This window comes from Bradyrhizobium nanningense, assembly GCF_004114535.1.
GTDB classification, from domain to species: Bacteria; Pseudomonadota; Alphaproteobacteria; order Rhizobiales; family Xanthobacteraceae; genus Bradyrhizobium; species Bradyrhizobium nanningense.
Window position 1 is genome coordinate 201687 of record NZ_LBJC01000014.1, and the last position, 17459, is coordinate 219145.

The 17459-nt window shown below is 63.5% G+C and carries 20 protein-coding genes; 17 read left to right on the forward strand and 3 right to left on the reverse strand.

Annotated elements, in window-relative coordinates; genetic code table 11:
- Positions 1–157 precede the first annotated feature (157 nt).
- From XH84_RS08940 to XH84_RS08955, 4 genes are all read left to right on the forward strand, one after another.
- Entirely contained in the window at positions 158–985 is an 828-nt protein-coding gene (locus tag XH84_RS08940) for a sterol desaturase family protein (protein WP_128922172.1), read from the forward strand.
- A gap of 150 nt (positions 986–1135) precedes the next feature.
- Positions 1136–1633, forward strand: coding sequence for a pilus assembly protein N-terminal domain-containing protein (locus XH84_RS08945; protein ID WP_128922171.1), 498 nt, complete (start codon positions 1136–1138; stop codon positions 1631–1633).
- Between the two features lie 216 nt (positions 1634–1849).
- Positions 1850–2434: a TadE/TadG family type IV pilus assembly protein gene (locus XH84_RS08950; RefSeq protein ID WP_128922170.1), complete on the forward strand. Its 585-nt coding sequence runs from the start codon at positions 1850–1852 to the stop codon at positions 2432–2434.
- Positions 2435–2451: 17 nt separating this feature from the next.
- Entirely contained in the window at positions 2452–3066 is a 615-nt protein-coding gene (locus tag XH84_RS08955; protein WP_128922169.1) for a TadE/TadG family type IV pilus assembly protein, read from the forward strand.
- Between the two features lie 91 nt (positions 3067–3157).
- Here the strand turns inward: XH84_RS08955 and XH84_RS08960 are convergent, their stop codons facing one another.
- The 3 genes from XH84_RS08960 to XH84_RS08970 all read right to left on the reverse strand — a co-directional run bounded on the left by XH84_RS08960 (position 3158) and on the right by XH84_RS08970 (position 5538).
- Complete coding sequence (locus tag XH84_RS08960) at positions 3158–3370, reverse strand: cold-shock protein (protein WP_028138527.1); 213 nt, start codon at positions 3368–3370, stop codon at positions 3158–3160.
- Between the two features lie 269 nt (positions 3371–3639).
- Positions 3640–3927, reverse strand: a complete 288-nt coding sequence (gene infA / locus XH84_RS08965) for a translation initiation factor IF-1 (protein ID WP_128922168.1) — start codon at positions 3925–3927, stop codon at positions 3640–3642.
- Positions 3928–3951: 24 nt separating this feature from the next.
- On the reverse strand, positions 3952–5538 hold the full coding sequence (locus XH84_RS08970) for a DEAD/DEAH box helicase (protein ID WP_128922167.1): 1587 nt from the start codon (positions 5536–5538) through the stop codon (positions 3952–3954).
- 480 nt (positions 5539–6018) lie between these two features.
- Between XH84_RS08970 and urtA the strand changes: the two genes are divergently transcribed.
- The 13 genes from urtA (at position 6019) to XH84_RS09035 (ending at position 17433) form a co-directional block, all read left to right on the forward strand.
- A complete protein-coding gene (urtA, locus tag XH84_RS08975; protein ID WP_128922166.1) occupies positions 6019–7347 on the forward strand; it encodes an urea ABC transporter substrate-binding protein in 1329 nt (442 codons plus the stop codon).
- An 83-nt stretch (positions 7348–7430) separates the two neighbouring features.
- Positions 7431–9038, forward strand: coding sequence for an urea ABC transporter permease subunit UrtB (urtB, locus tag XH84_RS08980; protein WP_128922165.1), 1608 nt, complete (start codon positions 7431–7433; stop codon positions 9036–9038).
- Complete coding sequence (gene urtC / locus XH84_RS08985) at positions 9035–10204, forward strand: urea ABC transporter permease subunit UrtC (protein ID WP_128922164.1); 1170 nt, start codon at positions 9035–9037, stop codon at positions 10202–10204. Before urtB ends, urtC begins: the two co-directional genes overlap by 4 nt.
- Before the next feature lie 4 nt (positions 10205–10208).
- Entirely contained in the window at positions 10209–10970 is a 762-nt protein-coding gene (urtD, locus tag XH84_RS08990; RefSeq protein WP_128922163.1) for an urea ABC transporter ATP-binding protein UrtD, read from the forward strand.
- A 3-nt stretch (positions 10971–10973) separates the two neighbouring features.
- Positions 10974–11669 (forward strand): urea ABC transporter ATP-binding subunit UrtE, encoded by a 696-nt coding sequence (urtE, locus tag XH84_RS08995; RefSeq protein ID WP_128922162.1) that lies wholly within the window; start codon positions 10974–10976, stop codon positions 11667–11669.
- 31 nt (positions 11670–11700) lie between these two features.
- Complete coding sequence (locus tag XH84_RS09000; RefSeq protein WP_128922161.1) at positions 11701–12531, forward strand: urease accessory protein UreD; 831 nt, start codon at positions 11701–11703, stop codon at positions 12529–12531.
- Positions 12532–12568: 37 nt separating this feature from the next.
- On the forward strand, positions 12569–12871 hold the full coding sequence (locus tag XH84_RS09005; RefSeq protein ID WP_007605424.1) for an urease subunit gamma: 303 nt from the start codon (positions 12569–12571) through the stop codon (positions 12869–12871).
- Between the two features lie 131 nt (positions 12872–13002).
- Complete coding sequence (locus XH84_RS09010; RefSeq protein ID WP_026202067.1) at positions 13003–13308, forward strand: urease subunit beta; 306 nt, start codon at positions 13003–13005, stop codon at positions 13306–13308.
- 57 nt (positions 13309–13365) lie between these two features.
- Entirely contained in the window at positions 13366–13905 is a 540-nt protein-coding gene (locus XH84_RS09015) for an HD domain-containing protein (protein ID WP_128922160.1), read from the forward strand.
- A 34-nt stretch (positions 13906–13939) separates the two neighbouring features.
- Entirely contained in the window at positions 13940–15655 is a 1716-nt protein-coding gene (gene ureC / locus XH84_RS09020) for an urease subunit alpha (RefSeq protein ID WP_128922159.1), read from the forward strand.
- Between the two features lie 124 nt (positions 15656–15779).
- The gene (locus XH84_RS09025) at positions 15780–16079 is read left to right on the forward strand and encodes a putative quinol monooxygenase (RefSeq protein WP_128922158.1); all 300 of its coding nucleotides are present in this window, start codon (positions 15780–15782) and stop codon (positions 16077–16079) included.
- A 12-nt stretch (positions 16080–16091) separates the two neighbouring features.
- A complete protein-coding gene (locus XH84_RS09030) occupies positions 16092–16724 on the forward strand; it encodes an urease accessory protein UreE (protein ID WP_128922157.1) in 633 nt (210 codons plus the stop codon).
- Complete coding sequence (locus XH84_RS09035) at positions 16705–17433, forward strand: urease accessory protein UreF (protein WP_128922156.1); 729 nt, start codon at positions 16705–16707, stop codon at positions 17431–17433. Before XH84_RS09030 ends, XH84_RS09035 begins: the two co-directional genes overlap by 20 nt.
- Positions 17434–17459 lie beyond the last annotated feature (26 nt).

A 17459-nucleotide genomic window follows, 5' to 3' on the forward strand; every position in this document is an offset into this window, starting at 1 on the left:
CTGGCGCAATGCTTTGGTCCAGAGTGAATTTCGCCTTAAAGCGGCAGCTTCAATTCCTCCCGGTTCCAGATGCATCGCCGGCGCAGCGGCTGCTTCACCCTCCCTTAAATTTCACGGAGTAGGCGTAAGAGCACACAAATCCGCAAGAGAGGCGACGATGTCGAGCCTGCCCATGGAAGTCGCCCTGATGCTCGGCGAGACCATCGCGAAGGTGATCCCCGTGACCTTCGTGCTCGCGGCGGTCTTCACCGTGCTCGAGCATTTCTGGGCCTGCAATCCCGGCGCCCCGTGGTGGCGCAAGCGGGAGATCATCACCGACATCTGCTACTGGTTCTTCGTTCCGGTGTTCGCCCGCACCATGCGGATCGGACTCCTGATCGTGGGCGCCGGCGCCGTCTTCAACATCCACGACGCCGACGAGCTCATCGCCTTCTACGACAACGGCCATGGTCCGCTTGCGCAGCTGCCCCTGTGGGTGCAGGCCCTGCTGTTCGTGGTGCTGTCCGACTTCATGCTGTATTGGATCCACCGATTTTTCCACGGCGGCGGCTTCTGGAAGTATCACGCCATCCATCATTCGTCGGAGGAGATCGGATGGATTTCCGCGGCGCGCTTCCATCCCATTAATCTCATGCTCGGGACGATCAGCGTCGACGTCGTCCTGCTGATGGCCGGCATTTCCCCGAACATCATGATCTGGGTGGGGCCGTTCACCACCTTCCATTCGGCCTTCGTGCACGCCAATCTGAACTGGAGCTTCGGATCGTTCAAATATCTGCTGGCCACGCCGGTGTTCCACCGTTGGCACCACACCTCGCTCGAAGAGGGCGGCAACACGAATTTCGCCGGAACGTTCCCGGTCTGGGACGTGCTGTTCGGCACCTTCCGCATGCCGGAGGGGCGGCTGCCGCAGGATTACGGCAAGGACGAAGCGGCGATACCGAAGGAGATCGGGGGCCAATTGGCCTATCCGTTCCGTCGCTAGCTGGAGATAGCCGAAAACGCCGGTCCGTTCGAACAATCGTCTGCGAGTTTGCGGAACGTTCACGAATTAAGGGCAGGTTAGCCGGGTCGGACACCGGCTCCGCTGTTATCTGTTTGCTTCTGCCGGTTTGTGTCGTCCGGGGGTAAGAGTATGCGTAAAGAATTGCTGCGCCGTCATGCGCGGGTCTGTCTTCTGGTTGCTGCCGCTGTGCTGGCATCGCCAGCTGCCGGCCTTGCCGAGTCAACCGCCGACACCATCGCCGTCAATGTCGACCAGGCCAAGCTGGTGCGGCTGCCCGGCAAGGTGGCGACCATCGTGGTCGGCAATCCCCTGATCGCCGACGTCACGCTCCAGCCCGGCGGCATGATCGTCGTGACCGGCAAGGGCTACGGTGGCACCAATTTCATCGCGCTCGACCGGAGCGGCGAGATTCTGGTCGACCGCCAGATCCAGGTCGAAGGCCCGAGCGACCGGCTCGTCACCGTCTATCGCGGGATCGAGCGCGAGTCCTACAGCTGCATGCCGCTTTGCCAGCGTCGGGTGACGCTCGGCGACAGCGACGCCTACTTCAACCAAACGATGAACCAGGCCGGTTCGCTGAGCAGCAATGCCAGCGGCAACGCCGGTGCGGCCACCAAGTCCAACTAGCCGGATCGATCGGCGGTTTCCCACCGGGGTGGATCGCCTGATTCCGCCTGAGCGCTTGCCGATGCCAGGCGCCGTCTTTTCGGCGCCGCCGGCGTGTGTGGTTAACGCATCCTTGACCGTGCGGTTCGCGGAGCGTGAATCGCCCGCAACACTTAAACAATCAGTTTTAGCTATTGAACGAAGCAGATGATCGCCGCTGCTGGGGAATTTGACGCGATGCCATCGCTTCCGCCTACCAGGTTCACGCTCCGGACAGCGCTATGCCGGTTTCGTGACAGCCGCCGCGGCTCGGCGGCGGTCGAGTTCGCGCTGGTTGCTCCGATCTTCTTCGGGCTGCTGTTCGCCATCATCGAGACCGCGTTGGTGTTCTTCGCGGGCCAGGTGCTCGAGACCATCACCCAAAATTCGGCGCGTGTGATTCTGACCGGTCAGGCGCAAGCGCAAGGAGGCTCAGTGGCGGCCTGTCAGACGGTGCCCAACGTGGTCTCGGCGTGCGATCAGATCACGTTCAAGGCCTATGTCTGCACCCAGATCCCGGCGCTGTTCGATTGCAACAAGCTTTACGTCGATGTGGTGAGTACCAGCTCCTTCACGACGCTGAGTCTGACCAATTACGGCGATTCCTGCACCTTCGATCCGGCCGGCGTGCAATACAATCCCGGCAGCTCCAGCCAGGTCGTCGTGGTGCGGCTGTTCTATCAGTGGCCGCTCTTCGTCACGGGCCTCGGCTACAACATCGGTTGCAGCAGCAAGCGGCTGCTGGTGGCGACCGCAGCCTTCAAGAACGAACCCTTCAACTGACGGATCTGGTCGGACCCATGCAGGCGATTGCGAAATTCTCGAGGAGTGCCCGCTGCTCGGTCCGTGACTTCGTCGCCGACAAGCGTGCGCTTGCGGCGACCGAATTCGCGGTCATCGTCCCGCTGATGCTGGTGATGTTCTTTGGGACTGTCGAATTCTCCTCTGCGGTGGCGGTCGATCGCAAAGTCACATTGATTGCACGGACACTGTCCGATCTGACATCGCAGTCGACGACGCTTGCCGATTCCGACATGCAGAACACGTTCACGGCGAGCATCTCGATCGTCATGCCTTACGACGCTACGCTCGTGAAAGGCTCGATTTCCCAGATTTATATCGATGCGAACAGCATTGCCACGGTCCAGTGGAGCAAGGCCGGAACCATCGCGAGCGGCGCGACGCAAGCGACGCTGGCGACTTCGGGCCGGAAGGCTGGCGACAAGGTGACCAACGAAATTCCCGCGACGCTGCTGATTCCGTCGACCTACCTCATCCTCAGCGAGGCGAGCTACACTTACACACCGACGGTGGGCTACGTGTTGAAGTCGAGCATCCCGCTGAAAGATCTGTCCTACACGCGGCCGCGCCAGTCCACTTGCGTTCAATACAACAGCGTCCCGTCCTCGTGCTGACGTCCTCGAGCAGGGCCTGGAACAAAAAAAGGCCGTGCGTTGCGCACGGCCTTCTTGTTCTTGCGAGCCGATCGGGCGAGGCCCGGCGGGTTCAGCCTGCGGCGCGGAGGTTGTCTGCTGCCGACTTGCCGGAACGACGGTCGGCCACGATCTCGTACGAGATCTTCTGACCTTCACGCAGCGTGCCGAGGCCCGCACGTTCCACAGCGCTGATGTGGACGAACACGTCCTGGCCGCCGTCGTCGGGCTGAATGAAGCCGAAGCCTTTGGTCGCGTTAAACCACTTCACGGTTCCCATGCTCACGGGGGTAGTCCCTTCTCAGATAACACAATGTTGGGGCCCGCTCGCGCAGGCCGGTTAGATCGAATTTTTGGAAGGGTCGTCAGCGTGTCTGAACCGGCTGTACCGGTGGATGCTAATGTCGTCCGGCCGAAAATCGATAAATTCCTTTTATCGGAATTCGAGCGTCAAAACAATCCGGGCACGCACGATTTTTTGATCCGCCGCGAGGTTCGCGGCGGATCAACAGAAAGGTCGGAATTTTGCTGCCCCGCTCGCGCGCCGGCGCTCGACTAGCGGCGACGGAACTGGCCGCCGCGCTGTCCGGGGCGGGGCGGTCCGCCGGCAGTGTTGGGACGTTCGTCCTTGTGGCGGAAAATCAGCCGGCCCTTCTCGAGGTCATAGGGCGACATCTCCACCGTCACTCTGTCGCCCGCCAGCGTCTTGATGCGATTCTTCTTCATCTTGCCGGCGGTATAGGCGACGATCTCGTGTCCGGCGTCGAGCTGCACGCGGTAGCGGGCGTCGGGGAGGATTTCGGTGACCAGTCCTTCGAACTGGATCAGCTCTTCCTTGGCCATGTGGGTGTCTCCAGTCGTAGACTGTTAGTTCGAATGAGGATTGCGGTTCGGTCGGCCGTTGGGGCGACTCTCGCGACGCAAAAAGGCAACGCCTTGTATTCCATCAGGCTTGCCGGCGCTATGCGCGGGACGCTGTTCCGACCGATCGGCTGGTGAGGAATTCATCTTACCACCGGAACCGCGACGGCGGCGAGACCCCTTGGAGGCCTTGTGGCCTTCTCCGGGCCTGCCATCAACAGGTCTGCCCTCATTATGACGTCCTTCGCCGGGCCGTCCATCGCCAGGCCTGCCGGCGCTGTGATGACGTCCGTCGGCATGCCGCTCGTCGCCACGCCGTGCGTCGCCGTGCCGGGCGCTCTGCGGGCGCTGGCCCGGGCGGCCACCCGGCCGACCCTGCCGTTGCTGCGGCGGGGGAGGACCGGCGTCGCGGCGGCCCGCATCGGTGCGATGGTCTTCACGCGGCAGCGCCACGCGGATCAGCCGTTCGATGTCGCGGAGATAGCTGAGCTCCTCGCCGCCAGCCACCAGCGAGATCGCGGTGCCGTCAGCGCCGGCGCGCGCGGTGCGGCCAATGCGGTGGACGTAGGTTTCCGGCACGTTGGGCAGGTCGAAATTGATGACGTGGCTGATGCCGTCGACGTCGATGCCGCGGGCGGCAATGTCGGTGGCGACCAGGGTGCGGATCTCGCCCGAGCGGAACTGGGCGAGCGTGCGCTCGCGATGGTTCTGCGACTTGTTGCCGTGGATGGCGCTGGCAGGGATGCCGGCCTTCTCGAGCGACTTCACCACCTTGTCGGCGCCGTGCTTGGTGCGGGTGAAGACCAGGGCGCGATTGACCGGCTCGTCTTTCAGAAGCTTGGTCAGGTAGGCCGGCTTGGCGGAGAAGTCGACCTGGACGATGCGCTGGTTGATCCGCTCGGCGGTCGAGGACACCGGGGTCACCGCGACGCGGGCGGGGTCGCGCAGCATGGCGTCGGCGAGCTCGGCGATATCCTTCGGCATGGTGGCCGAGAAGAACAGCGTCTGCCGCTTGATCGGCAGCTTGGCGACGATTTTGCGGATATCGTTGATGAAGCCCATGTCGAGCATGCGGTCGGCCTCGTCGAGCACGAGGAATTCGACGCTCGAGAGTTTCAATCCGTTGCTCTGCACGAGGTCGAGCAGGCGGCCGGGGGTGGCGACCAGCACGTCGACGCCCTGCATCAGGGCGCGGACCTGGCGGCCCATCGGCACGCCGCCGATGGCGAGCGTCGAGGACAGGCGGAGGTGGCGGCCATAGGCGTTGAAGCTATCGAGGATCTGGCCGGACAGCTCGCGGGTGGGCGACAGCACCAACACCCGGCAGGTCTTGGGCTGCGGCTTGATGCGATGCTCGAGCAGGCGGTGCAGGATCGGCAGTGCGAAGGACGCGGTCTTGCCGGTGCCGGTCTGGGCGATGCCGACGACGTCGCGCCCGGTCAGCGCGATCGGAATAGTCTGGGCCTGGATGGGGGTGGGAGTGACGTAGTTCTCTTCGGCGAGAGCACGCGCGATCGGTTCGGCGAGACCGAAATCCTGAAACGAAGTCAAAAGAGGGGTTCTTTCCATGTCAAAAGCGGGCGCCCGGCGCATTCAGCGCGGCGCGCGCAAAAGGGTGTCGAGAAGACACCTGCGTGTTTAGGGTGTCGGATGGCTTGGGAGATATGGGGCAAGCCAGAGGCCCGTAGGGGGCTTAAGAACACGCGGCTCGCAACGACCTCTTGATTCGCAAGAGGTCTCGGCTGCTCATATGGAACATCGAGGGGGCGCTTTCAAGGCAGGCTCGCTCGAAATGGCGATTGCGGTGCAGAAATAGTTATGCCGGAAATTTAGCCAGCCTCGTCGATTTGCCCAAAAAATAATCCGCATGCCGCTTTGGCATACATTTGAATTGCTCAAGATTTGAGCGGCTTCTTCATTCCTAAACTTGGTTTTTAGGCAATTTTTCAAATGAAATCAACGTGTTGTCAGGTGCTCACGCCATGGCATGGTTCTTGCGAATCCGTTAATCGCAGGCGGCCGTGGGGCCGTTTCGCAGCGTTTTCACGTCTGCGTCAGGGAGATGAGACACTCATGCTTAGCAAACGTACTCACGATATAGCGGCGTCATTTAGCCGCCGCGGCGTGCTCGCCGCGACCGCCGGACTGATGCTCGGTTTGGCTTCATTGACTGGCGCGAAGGCAGCGGACGACACCATCAAGGTCGGCGTGCTGCACTCTCTTTCCGGCACTATGGCCATCAGCGAAACCACGCTGAAGGACACCATCCTCTTCCTGATCGACGAGCAGAACAAGAAGGGCGGCGTTCTCGGCAAGAAGCTCGAAGCCGTCGTCGTCGACCCCGCCTCGAACTGGCCGCTGTTCGCCGAGAAGGCGCGCGAGCTGATCACCAAGGACAAGGTCGCGGTGGTGTTCGGCTGCTGGACCTCGGTGTCGCGCAAGTCGGTGCTCCCGGTGTTCAAGGAGCTGAACAACATCCTGTTCTACCCCGTCCAATACGAGGGTGAGGAGAGCGAGCGCAACGTGTTCTACACGGGTGCGGCGCCGAACCAGCAGGCGATCCCCGCCGTCGACTATTTGATGAAGGAAGAGAAGGTGAAGCGCTGGGTGCTCGCGGGCACCGACTACGTCTATCCGCGCACCACCAACAAGATCCTGGAAGCCTATCTGAAGTCCAAGGGTGTCGCCCAGGAAGACATCATGATCAACTACACCCCGTTCGGTCACTCCGACTGGCAGACGATCGTGGCCGACATCAAGAAGTTCGGCTCGGCCGGCAAGAAGACCGCGGTGGTCTCGACCATCAACGGCGACGCCAACGTTCCCTTCTACAAGGAGCTCGGCAACCAGGGCATCAAGGCGAAGGACATCCCGGTGGTGGCGTTCTCGGTCGGTGAGGAAGAACTCGCCGGCATCGACACCAAGCCGCTGGTCGGCCATCTCGCCGCCTGGAACTACTTCGAGTCGATCAAGACCAAGGACGGGTCGAACGAGAAGTTCATCAAGGAGTGGCAGGCCTACACCAAGAACCCGAAGCGCGTGACCAACGATCCGATGGAAGCGCACGTGATCGGCTTCAACATGTGGGTGAAGGCGGTCGAGAAGGTGAAGTCGACCGATCCGGACAAGGTGATCGACGCGCTTCCCGGCATCGAGGCACCGAACCTGACCGGCGGCGTGTCGAAGATGCTGCCGAACCACCACATCACCAAGCCGGTGTTCATCGGCGAGATCAAGGGCAATGGCCAGTTCGACGTGGTTTGGAAGACCCCCGGCCTCGTCGCGGGCGATGCCTGGTCGAAGGAGCTCGAGGGCTCCAAGGACCTGATCGGCGACTGGGTCGGCAAGAAGTGCGGCAACTTCAACACCAAGACCAACAAGTGCCTCGGTTCCGGTTCCTGATCCGGATCTGACGCTCCATTGCACGATCGGAGAGGGCGGCGATCCCGCCGCCTTCTCCATCCATTCTGCCGGGGTCTTTCACAGTGCCAGTCCATTTGTCCGCGCGCCTCTGCGCGCTTGCGCTCTCATTGTTGCTGATCGTGTTCGCGCTGCCGGCCCTCGCCGGTCCGTTCGAGGACGGGGTCGCCAAATTCGCCAATGACGATTTTTCCGACACGGAAGAGGCGATCGGCGTAATCGCGAGCAGCGGCAACAAGCTGGCTTTTCCCATCATCAGCGCACTCCAGGACGGCCGGTTGATGGCCGATCCGGACAGCAAGAAGGTTTACGTTACCGGCACCGACGGCAAGTCGATCGACGCCGCGACCGGCGAGGCGGTCGCCAGCGTTCCCGACAGTGCGAGCGCGGTCCGCCTCAACAACCGCCTGCGCCGCAGCGTCGATGCCGCGCTCGGCGGCCTGACGCTGCAGTCGCCGGATGTCGGAACGCGCCTGCAGGCCGCGCAATCCGTCTTCAAGTCGCATGAGGAGACTGCGCTCGAGGCCGTCGACGCCGCGCTCGCCAAGGAAAACAACAAATCCGTCAAGGCTGCGCTCGGCGACGCCCGCGCCGCGATCCTGTTGTTCAAGTCGGACGCCACGGAGGTGGAGAAGCTCGAGGCGGTCGCCACGCTCAAGGCGCGCGGCGACCAGGAAGCGCTGGCGCTTCTCACCGGCATGGGCGACCAGCCGGCCTCGGTGACCAAGGCCGCCGCGAGCGCCATCGGCTCGATCCAGAATTCGCTCGCGGTCTGGTCCATGGTGCAGAATGCCTGGTACGGCCTCTCGCTCGGCTCGGTGTTGCTGCTCGCCGCAATCGGGCTCGCCATCACTTTCGGCGTGATGGGCGTGATCAACATGGCGCATGGCGAGATGGTGATGCTCGGGGCCTACACCACCTTCGTGGTGCAGGAGGTGATCCGCACCCGCTATCCCGGCCTGTTCGACTATTCGCTGTTGATTGCCGCGCCGCTCGCCTTTGTCGTCGCCGGCGCGATCGGCGTCTTGATCGAGCGCAGCATCATCCGCTTCCTCTATGGCCGTCCGCTGGAGACGCTGCTTGCGACCTGGGGCCTGTCGCTGGTGCTGCAGCAGGCCGTGCGCACCATGTTCGGCCCGACCAACCGCGAGGTCGGCAATCCCTCCTGGATGAGCGGGGCGTTCGAGTTCGGCCAGATCACCATCACCTATAACCGGCTCTGGATCCTTCTCTTCACGCTTGCCGTGTTCGCGATCCTGCTCGCGATGCTGCGTTACACCGCGCTCGGCCTCGAGATGCGCGCGGTGACGCAGAACCGCCGCATGGCAGCCTCGATGGGCATCGCCACCTCGCGCGTCGACGCGCTCACCTTCGGGCTCGGCTCGGGTATCGCGGGCATTGCCGGCGTGGCGCTGTCGCAGATCGACAATGTCAGCCCCAATCTTGGCCAGAGCTACATCATCGACAGTTTCATGGTCGTGGTGTTCGGTGGGGTCGGCAATCTCTGGGGCACGCTGGTCGGCGCCTTCACGCTCGGCATCGCCAACAAATTCCTGGAGCCGGTCGCCGGCGCCGTGCTCGGCAAGATCGCCATCCTGGTTCTGATCATCCTGTTCATCCAAAAGCGCCCGCGCGGTCTGTTCGCGCTCAAGGGCCGTGCGGTGGAAGCATGACCCCTCACATGCTGACGCGATCGCTCGACCGCGGCGCGACGATCTTCATTGCCGTCGTCGCAGCCTGCGGCATCCTGATCCCGCTCTCCAACCTGCTGCTGCCCGCGGGCTCGTTCCTGCAGGTGCCGACCTACCTCGTCGCGCTCTGGGGCAAATATGTCTGCTACGCCATCCTGGCGCTCGCGATCGACCTGATCTGGGGCTATTGCGGCATTCTCTCGCTCGGCCACGGCGCCTTCTTCGCGCTCGGCGGCTATGCCATGGGCATGTACCTGATGCGGCAGATCGGCACCCGCGGCGTCTACGGCAACCCGATCCTGCCGGACTTCATGGTGTTCCTGAACTATTCGAAGCTGCCCTGGTACTGGTACGGCTTCGACATGTTCTGGTTCGCCGCGCTGATGGTGCTGGTCGTGCCGGGGCTGCTCGCCTTCTGCTTCGGCTGGCTCGCGTTCCGCTCCCGCGTCACCGGCGTGTACCTCTCGATCATCACGCAGGCGATGACCTATGCGCTGCTGCTCGCCTTCTTCCGCAATGATTTCGGCTTCGGCGGCAATAACGGCCTGACCGATTTCAAGGACATCCTCGGCTTCAACGTGCAAGCGGAGGGCACCCGCGCGGCGCTGTTCGCGCTGAGCTGCCTGGCGCTGATCGCCGGCTTCCTGATCTGCCGCGCCATCGTCTCCTCGAAGCTCGGCAAGGTGCTGATCGCGGTGCGTGACGCGGAATCGCGCACGCGCTTCCTTGGCTACCGCGTCGAATCCTACAAGCTGTTCGTGTTCACGGTGTCGGCCTGCATGGCCGGCGTCGCCGGCGCGCTCTACGTCCCCCAGGTCGGCATCATCAATCCATCCGAGTTCGCGCCGGGCAATTCGATCGAGGCGGTGATCTGGGTCGCGGTCGGCGGCCGCGGCACGCTGGTCGGCGCGGCGCTCGGTGCCGTCGTCGTCAACTACGCCAAGACGTTCTTCACCTCCGGCATGCTCGCGCCTTACTGGCTGTTCATGCTGGGCGCGCTGTTCATCCTGGTGACGCTGCTGCTGCCGAAAGGCATCGTCGGTACTTTCAACGCCTGGTGGGACTCCTCGGAGGAGAAGCGCACCGCCGCGACCCTGGCGAGCGCCGCGGCCGAAGACGGCGTCACCGAACCCAAGATGGCGGAGTAGCGCAATGAACGTCATGGACAACCGCGCAACCTCCGCAATGCTCTATCTCGACGGCGTGCACGTCTCGTTCGACGGCTTCCACGCCATCAACAATTTGTCGCTGACGCTCGCGCCCGGTGAGATGCGCGCCATCATCGGCCCGAATGGCGCCGGCAAGACCACGATGATGGACATCATCACCGGCAAGACCAAGCCTGACGAGGGCACCGTGCTGTTCGACGGCGTCACCGATTTGACGCGCCTCGACGAGACCCGCATCGCCGAGCTCGGCATCGGCCGCAAATTCCAGAAGCCGACTGTGTTCGAGAGCCAGACCGTGCAGGACAACCTGCTGCTCGCGCTCAATGTCGACCACAGCGTCAAGGGCACGCTGTTCTGGCGCGGCAGCAAGGCCGAGTCCGAGCGCATCGACAAGGTTCTTGAGACGATCCGCCTCACCGACGCCCGTAACCGCCTTGCCGGCAGCCTCAGCCACGGCCAGAAGCAGTGGCTGGAGATCGGCATGCTGCTCGCGCAGGATCCGAAGCTGCTTCTCGTCGACGAGCCCGTCGCGGGGATGACCGACGTCGAGACCCATCTGACCGCCGAGCTGCTGAAAGAGATCAACAAGACCCATACCGTGATGGTCGTCGAGCACGACATGACCTTCGTGCGCGAACTCGGCGTCAAGGTCACCTGCCTGCACGAGGGCACGGTGCTGGCGGAAGGAACCATCGACCAGGTTTCGTCCAACGAGCGGGTCATCGAAGTGTATCTGGGACGCTGAGCGATGCTTGAGGTCAAGGACATCAACCTGTTCTACGGCGCCGCGCAGGCGCTGCGCGGCGTCTCGATTTCGGCCGAGCCGGGCAAGGTGACCTGCGTGCTCGGGCGTAACGGCGTCGGCAAGACCTCACTGCTGCGCGCGATGGTCGGGCAATATCCGATCTCGTCGGGTTCAATCGTGCTCGACGGCACCGACATCACCGGTTTGAGGCCCTATGAGCGCGCCCGCAAGGGGATCGGCTTCGTGCCGCAGGGCCGCGAGATCTTCCCGCTGCTGACGGTCGAGGAGAACCTCAAGACCGGCTTCGGCCCGCTCAAGCGCGAGGACAAGCACATTCCGGACGACGTGTTCTCGCTGTTTCCGGTGCTGCAATCCATGCTGGGCCGGCGTGGCGGCGATCTCTCCGGCGGCCAGCAGCAGCAGCTCGCGATCGGCCGCGCGCTGGTGATGCGGCCGAAGCTGCTGCTGCTCGACGAGCCGACCGAAGGCATCCAGCCCTCGATCATCAAGGACATCGGCCGCGCCATCTCGTACTTGCGCAACCTCGGCAACATCGCCATCGTGCTAGTCGAACAATATCTCGACTTTGCCTGCGAACTCGGCGACAGTTTCGCGGTGATGGATCGCGGCGCGGTGAAATACACCTGCGACCGCGCCAACCTCGACGCGAGCGAGATCAGCCGCCAGATGGCGCTGTAAACCATCCTGCCGCGACCGGCTGGGGAGACGGATGCGCAGCGACGCTTTGGCGACATCTTCTGTGTTCGAGGCCAATCGCGCCCGCGGCGCCGTGCGCTTCGACGTACACGCCCGCGAGGGCGTAACGCGGCGCGGCGCCTTGCATGAATCCGGCTCGCTCCGTGTCCGCTTCCCCTCGCCGGAAGATCAGGGCCTGTCCGGTGTGTTCGTCAACACGGCCGGCGGGGTCGCCGGCGGCGACAGTTTCGATATCGATGTCACGGCGGGCCGAGGCTCGCGCCTGACCTTGACCACTGCGGCCGCCGAAAAGGTCTATCGCGCACCGGGCCCGGCGGCGCAGCTCAACATCGCTTTGCAGGTCGGTGCGGGGGCGCATTTGTCCTGGCTGCCGCAGGAGACCATCCTGTTCGACCGGGCCCGGGTGCAGCGCCGTTTCGACATCGCGCTCGACGAAGCCGCCTCGCTCCTGCTCTGCGAGATCGTCGTGTTCGGCCGCACCGCCATGGGCGAGCGGATGGAGCAGGGCGAGTTCGTCGACCGCTGGCGGCTGAGGCGTGGTGGCAGGCTGGTATTCGCCGAGACGGTCCGGCTCGACGGCAATATCGGCGCAAAGCTCGTGCGATCGGCAGTTGCCAAAGGCGGCGCCGCGATCGGTACGGCCCTGATCGTGCCCGGCGATGAGGCGCTGGTCGAGCGCATCCGCGAGGTCTCGGACTCGTTCGTCGGCGAGGTCGGAATCTCGGCGTGGAATGGCTTTGCAATGGCGCGGTTCTGTGCCCAAGATGCGGCGCGTTTGCGCGCCGATATGATGGCTGTGCTGGCGCGCACCGGCGCTGCCCTGCCGCGGCTCTGGCTGAATTGACTGGCTGAATTGACGAGTTGAACGGAAGAGATTCTGCATGAACCTGTCTCCCCGCGAAAAGGACAAGCTTCTGATCTCGATGGCGGCGATCGTGGCGCGCCGCAGGCTGGACCGCGGCGTCAAGCTCAATCATCCCGAAGCGATTGCCATCATCTCCGATTTCATCCTCGAAGGCGCGCGCGACGGCCGCACCGTCGCCGAGCTGATGCAGTCCGGCGCGCAGGTGCTGACCCGCGACCAGGTGATGCCGGGCATTCCGGAGATGATCCACGACATCCAGGTCGAGGCGACTTTCCCTGATGGCACCAAGCTCGTCACCGTGCACGAGCCGATCAGGTGAGGCGCGACACTGTAGCAACACCGTCATGCCCGGGCTTGTCCCGGGCATCCACGATCTTCGAACCAAGTGGCACCGCGTGGATGGCCGGGACAAGCCCGGCCATGACGCAGCGGAGCAAGACGAGGTAGCACATGATCCCCGGCGAACTCTTCATCCAGGACGGCGAGATCGAGCTCAATGCCGGCCGCAAGACCGTGACGTTGACGGTCGCCAACACCGGCGACCGACCGATCCAGGTCGGCTCGCACTACCATTTCTTCGAGACCAATCCGGCTCTGAAGTTCGACCGCAAGAAAGCCCGAGGCATGCGCCTCGACATCGCCGCCGGCACCGCCGTCCGCTTCGAGCCCGGCCAGACCCGCGACGTCCAGCTCGTTGCGATGGCGGGCAAGAAGACCATTTATGGCTTCCGCGGCGACGTGATGGGGAAGCTGTGATCTCCGAAGGAACGAGCCTGGTGCGGCACGGTTGAGGCGAAAACGGAGGTCTTTGCCATGCTGACACCGATCCGCCTCATCTCCGAAGCTGCCGAGCTCGCCGCGCAGCGCCACAACGGTATGGCGCGCAAGGGGCGCGGCAACGAGCCCTATATCAATCATCTCGCCGAGGTCGCGAACCTGCTTGCGACCGCGACCGATGGTGCCGATGCCGAGCTGGTTGCTGCCGGCTGGCTGCATGATTCCATCGAAGACACCGACACCACGCGCGAGGAGCTCGCGCAGCGATTTTCCGAGCGGGTCGCCGCGCTCGTCGCGGAGTGCACCGATGACATGAGCCTGCCGAAAGCCGAGCGGCGGCGGCTTCAGGTGCGCGACGCGCCGAAGAAATCCCCCGGCGCCAAGCTGATCAAGATCGCCGACAAGATCAGCAATACGGGGGCGCGCATTCAAACCGATCCGAGTGCCGCGGAGCGCGCCGATCTCGCCGATTACGTCGCGTGGGCCTCGCAAGTGGTTGCGGGGTGCCGCGGCGGCAATGCGTGGCTCGACGAGAAGTTCGATGATGCCGTGAAAGCAGCAAGGGCCTTGCTGTGACCATCCCAACATTCAAACGCAAACGGGGCTCGTGATGTCCGTCAAGATCAAACGTTCCGTCTATGCCGACATGTTCGGCCCGACCACCGGCGACAGGGTGCGGCTGGCCGATACCGATCTCATCATCGAGGTCGAGAAGGATTTCACCATATATGGCGAGGAGGTGAAGTTCGGTGGCGGCAAGGTGATCCGCGACGGCATGGGGCAGTCGCAGGTGACGAACAAGCAGGGCGCCGCTGACACCGTCATCACCAACGCGCTGATCGTCGATCATTGGGGCATCGTGAAGGCCGACGTCGCCATCAAGGACGGGATGATTGCCGGCATCGGCAAGGCCGGCAATCCCGACATCCAGCCGGGCGTGACGATCATCATCGGCCCCGGCACCGACGTGATCGCGGGCGAAGGAAAGATCCTCACGGCCGGCGGCTTCGACAGCCACATCCATTTCATCTGTCCGCAGCAGATCGAGCACGCGCTGATGTCTGGCGTCACCTCGATGCTGGGCGGCGGCACCGGCCCGTCGCACGGCACCTTCGCCACCACCTGCACGCCGGGCCCCTGGCACATTGCGCGGATGATCCAGTCGTTCGACGCCTTCCCGGTCAATCTCGGCATTTCCGGCAAGGGCAACGCCTCGCGGCCCGCAGCCCTGGTCGAGATGATCAAGGCTGGCGCCTGTGCGCTGAAGCTGCACGAGGACTGGGGCACCACGCCGGCGGCGATCGACAATTGCCTGTCGGTCGCCGACGCCCACGACATCCAGGTGATGATCCACACCGACACGCTGAACGAATCCGGCTTCGTCGAGGACACTATCAAGGCCTTCAAGGGCCGCACCATTCATGCCTTCCACACCGAGGGCGCCGGCGGCGGTCACGCCCCTGACATCATCAAGGTCGCCGGCCTGAAGAACGTGCTGCCGTCCTCGACCAATCCGACGCGCCCCTTCACCCGCAACACCATCGACGAGCATCTGGACATGCTGATGGTGTGCCACCATCTCGATCCCTCGATCGCCGAAGACCTGGCATTTGCTGAAAGCCGCATCCGGAAAGAAACCATCGCAGCCGAGGATATCCTGCACGATCTCGGCGCGCTCTCGATGATGTCCTCGGACTCCCAGGCGATGGGCCGCCTCGGCGAGGTCATCATTCGGACCTGGCAGACCGCCGACAAGATGAAGAAGCAGCGCGGCTCGCTCCCGCAGGACAAGGGCAAGGACAACGACAACTTCCGCGTCAAGCGCTACATTGCCAAATACACCATCAATCCCGCCATCGCCCACGGCGTGTCGAAGCTGATCGGCTCGGTGGAGAAGGGCAAGCTCGCCGATCTCGTGCTGTGGTCGCCGGCTTTCTTCGGCGTCAAGCCGGACTGCATCGTCAAGGGCGGCAGCATCGTCGCAGCTCCCATGGGCGATCCCAACGCTTCGATCCCGACGCCGCAGCCGGTGCACTACCAACCGATGTTCGGCGCCTTCGGCAAGGCGCGCACGGCATCGTCCGTGGTGTTCACCTCAAAGGTGGCCGTTACGGGTGGTCTCGCGCGAAAGCTCGGTATCGAGAAGAAGCTCTATGCCGTCCAGAACACCCGCGGCAAGATCTCGAAGAAGAGCATGATCCACAACGACGCCACGCCCAACATCGAGGTGGACCCGGAGACCTATGAAGTGCGCGCCGATGGCGAATTGCTCACCTGTGCACCCGCCGAGGTGTTGCCCATGGCACAGCGTTATTTCATGTACTGAAACAGCGCCTCAACGCATGTCCCCGGCGGTCGTCCGGGGATGGCTTTTCCGTTGCGTTCGATCCCGCCTGGTCTAATGTCCCGCCCGGTATTGAACCCTAGAACAAAAGCCGGGAGGATTTCTCGTGATCTACGTCGTTGCCACCTTGACCATCAAGCCCGAAACGCGCGCCGAATTCATTGCAGCCGCCATCGCCTGCATCAAGGAGACGCGGAAAGAGCCCGGCAATATCGCCTACGATCTGCACGAGAGCGTCACCGATCCTGCCAAGATGGTGTTCGTCGAGCAGTGGGAGAACGCCGAGGCGCTGGTGCCGCATCGTGGCATGGAGCATATGAAGACGTTCGGGCGCGTCGCGGTGAAGTGCTTCACGGCGCCGCCGAAGATCGAAGTGATCACGCCCGAGAAGGTCGAGACACGGTAACGGGGTAAAAGCATGATCCGGGCGACGCAGGTTAAGGGACAGTACCGCTTCACGGAAGCGCCAGCGGACACGGTCGTGCTCGATTTCGACGACCGGCACCGCCGCCGCATGGCGATGACGGGCACGCGGGGGCTCGAATTCCTGCTCGACCTCGAGCATGCCACGGCGCTCCGCGGCGGCGATGCGCTGGTGCTGGAGGACGGCCGGCTGGTCGAGGTGGTCGCGGCGCCCGAGCCGCTGCTGGAAATCCGCGGCCGTGATCCGCATCACCTCGTTCGTGTCGGCTGGCATCTCGGTAACCGCCATCTGCCGACCCAGATCATGGCGAAGGCCTTGCGCATTCGCCGTGATCACGTCATCGAGGCCATGGTGAAGGGCCTCGGCGCGCGTGTGATCGAGATCGACGCGCCGTTCGATCCCGAAGGCGGCGCTTATGCAGATGCCGGTCACGCGCATGGACACGATGACCATGCGCATCACGACCACGATCATGGCCGCGATCACCATGATCACCACGGCGACGATCACCACCACCACGGTCATGCCGTACATGACCATGGTCACGATCATCACCATCACCACGACGAGCATTGCGACCATCCCGACCATCACCACGGCCACAAGCATGCTCATGACCACAAATGAACCGAACAGCGCCGGTGGCCTCGACGAGGGCGAGGCGGCGGCGCTGTATCGGCTGATGACCTGGCTGTCGCCGGCATTCCCGGTGGGCGGTTTTTCCTATTCCAGCGGCATCGAATGGGCGGTCGAGGCGGGTGACATCGTCGATATTGCAACGCTGGCGGACTGGCTCGACGCGATGCTCGGTGACGGCTCCGGCTTTTGCGATGCGACGTTTCTGGTCCACGCCTATCGCGCCGCGGAGGCGGGCGACAAGGCCACTTTGAACGATGTCGCCGAGCTTGCCGCGGCTTTCGTGCCCTCGCGTGAGCGGCAGTTGGAGACGAACTCGCAAGGCCGTGCCTTCATCGACATCACCCGTGCCGCGTGGGATGCCGACAGGCTGGATGCCATGATTGCGGCATGCCGCACGCCACTGATCTATCCTGTCGCCGTCGGCGTTGTTGCAGCTCAGCACGGCATTCCGCTGGCGCCGACGTTGCACGCGTTCCTGCATGCGCTGGTCTCGAACTGGATTTCTGCGGCCAGCCGCCTCATTCCACTCGGCCAGACCGACAGCCAGCGCGTGCTGGTGAGGCTGGAAGCCGCCGTGGCCACCACCGCCAATCGTGCGCTGAACGCGACATTGGACGATCTCGGCAGCGCGACCTTCCGCGCCGATCTCGCCAGCCTGCGGCACGAGACACAATATACGCGGCTGTTCCGGTCGTAAGAAGCGCCGCGCCTTTAACCCATCGG

Coding starts and splice junctions, on each gene's coding strand:
- XH84_RS08940 (WP_128922172.1), top strand. CDS start 158: ATGTCGAGCCTGCCCATGGAAGTCGCCCTGATGCTCGGCGAGACCATC.
- XH84_RS08950 (WP_128922170.1), top strand. CDS start 1,850: ATGCCATCGCTTCCGCCTACCAGGTTCACGCTCCGGACAGCGCTATGC.
- ureC (WP_128922159.1), top strand. CDS start 13,940: ATGTCCGTCAAGATCAAACGTTCCGTCTATGCCGACATGTTCGGCCCG.
- urtC (WP_128922164.1), top strand. CDS start 9,035: ATGACCCCTCACATGCTGACGCGATCGCTCGACCGCGGCGCGACGATC.
- XH84_RS09005 (WP_007605424.1), top strand. CDS start 12,569: ATGAACCTGTCTCCCCGCGAAAAGGACAAGCTTCTGATCTCGATGGCG.
- infA (WP_128922168.1), bottom strand. CDS start 3,927: ATGGCCAAGGAAGAGCTGATCCAGTTCGAAGGACTGGTCACCGAAATC.
- XH84_RS08945 (WP_128922171.1), top strand. CDS start 1,136: ATGCGTAAAGAATTGCTGCGCCGTCATGCGCGGGTCTGTCTTCTGGTT.
- XH84_RS08955 (WP_128922169.1), top strand. CDS start 2,452: ATGCAGGCGATTGCGAAATTCTCGAGGAGTGCCCGCTGCTCGGTCCGT.
- XH84_RS08970 (WP_128922167.1), bottom strand. CDS start 5,538: ATGCGCCGGGCGCCCGCTTTTGACATGGAAAGAACCCCTCTTTTGACT.
- urtA (WP_128922166.1), top strand. CDS start 6,019: ATGCTTAGCAAACGTACTCACGATATAGCGGCGTCATTTAGCCGCCGC.
- XH84_RS09030 (WP_128922157.1), top strand. CDS start 16,092: ATGATCCGGGCGACGCAGGTTAAGGGACAGTACCGCTTCACGGAAGCG.
- urtE (WP_128922162.1), top strand. CDS start 10,974: ATGCTTGAGGTCAAGGACATCAACCTGTTCTACGGCGCCGCGCAGGCG.
- XH84_RS09015 (WP_128922160.1), top strand. CDS start 13,366: ATGCTGACACCGATCCGCCTCATCTCCGAAGCTGCCGAGCTCGCCGCG.
- XH84_RS09010 (WP_026202067.1), top strand. CDS start 13,003: ATGATCCCCGGCGAACTCTTCATCCAGGACGGCGAGATCGAGCTCAAT.
- urtD (WP_128922163.1), top strand. CDS start 10,209: ATGAACGTCATGGACAACCGCGCAACCTCCGCAATGCTCTATCTCGAC.
- XH84_RS09000 (WP_128922161.1), top strand. CDS start 11,701: ATGCGCAGCGACGCTTTGGCGACATCTTCTGTGTTCGAGGCCAATCGC.
- XH84_RS09035 (WP_128922156.1), top strand. CDS start 16,705: ATGCTCATGACCACAAATGAACCGAACAGCGCCGGTGGCCTCGACGAG.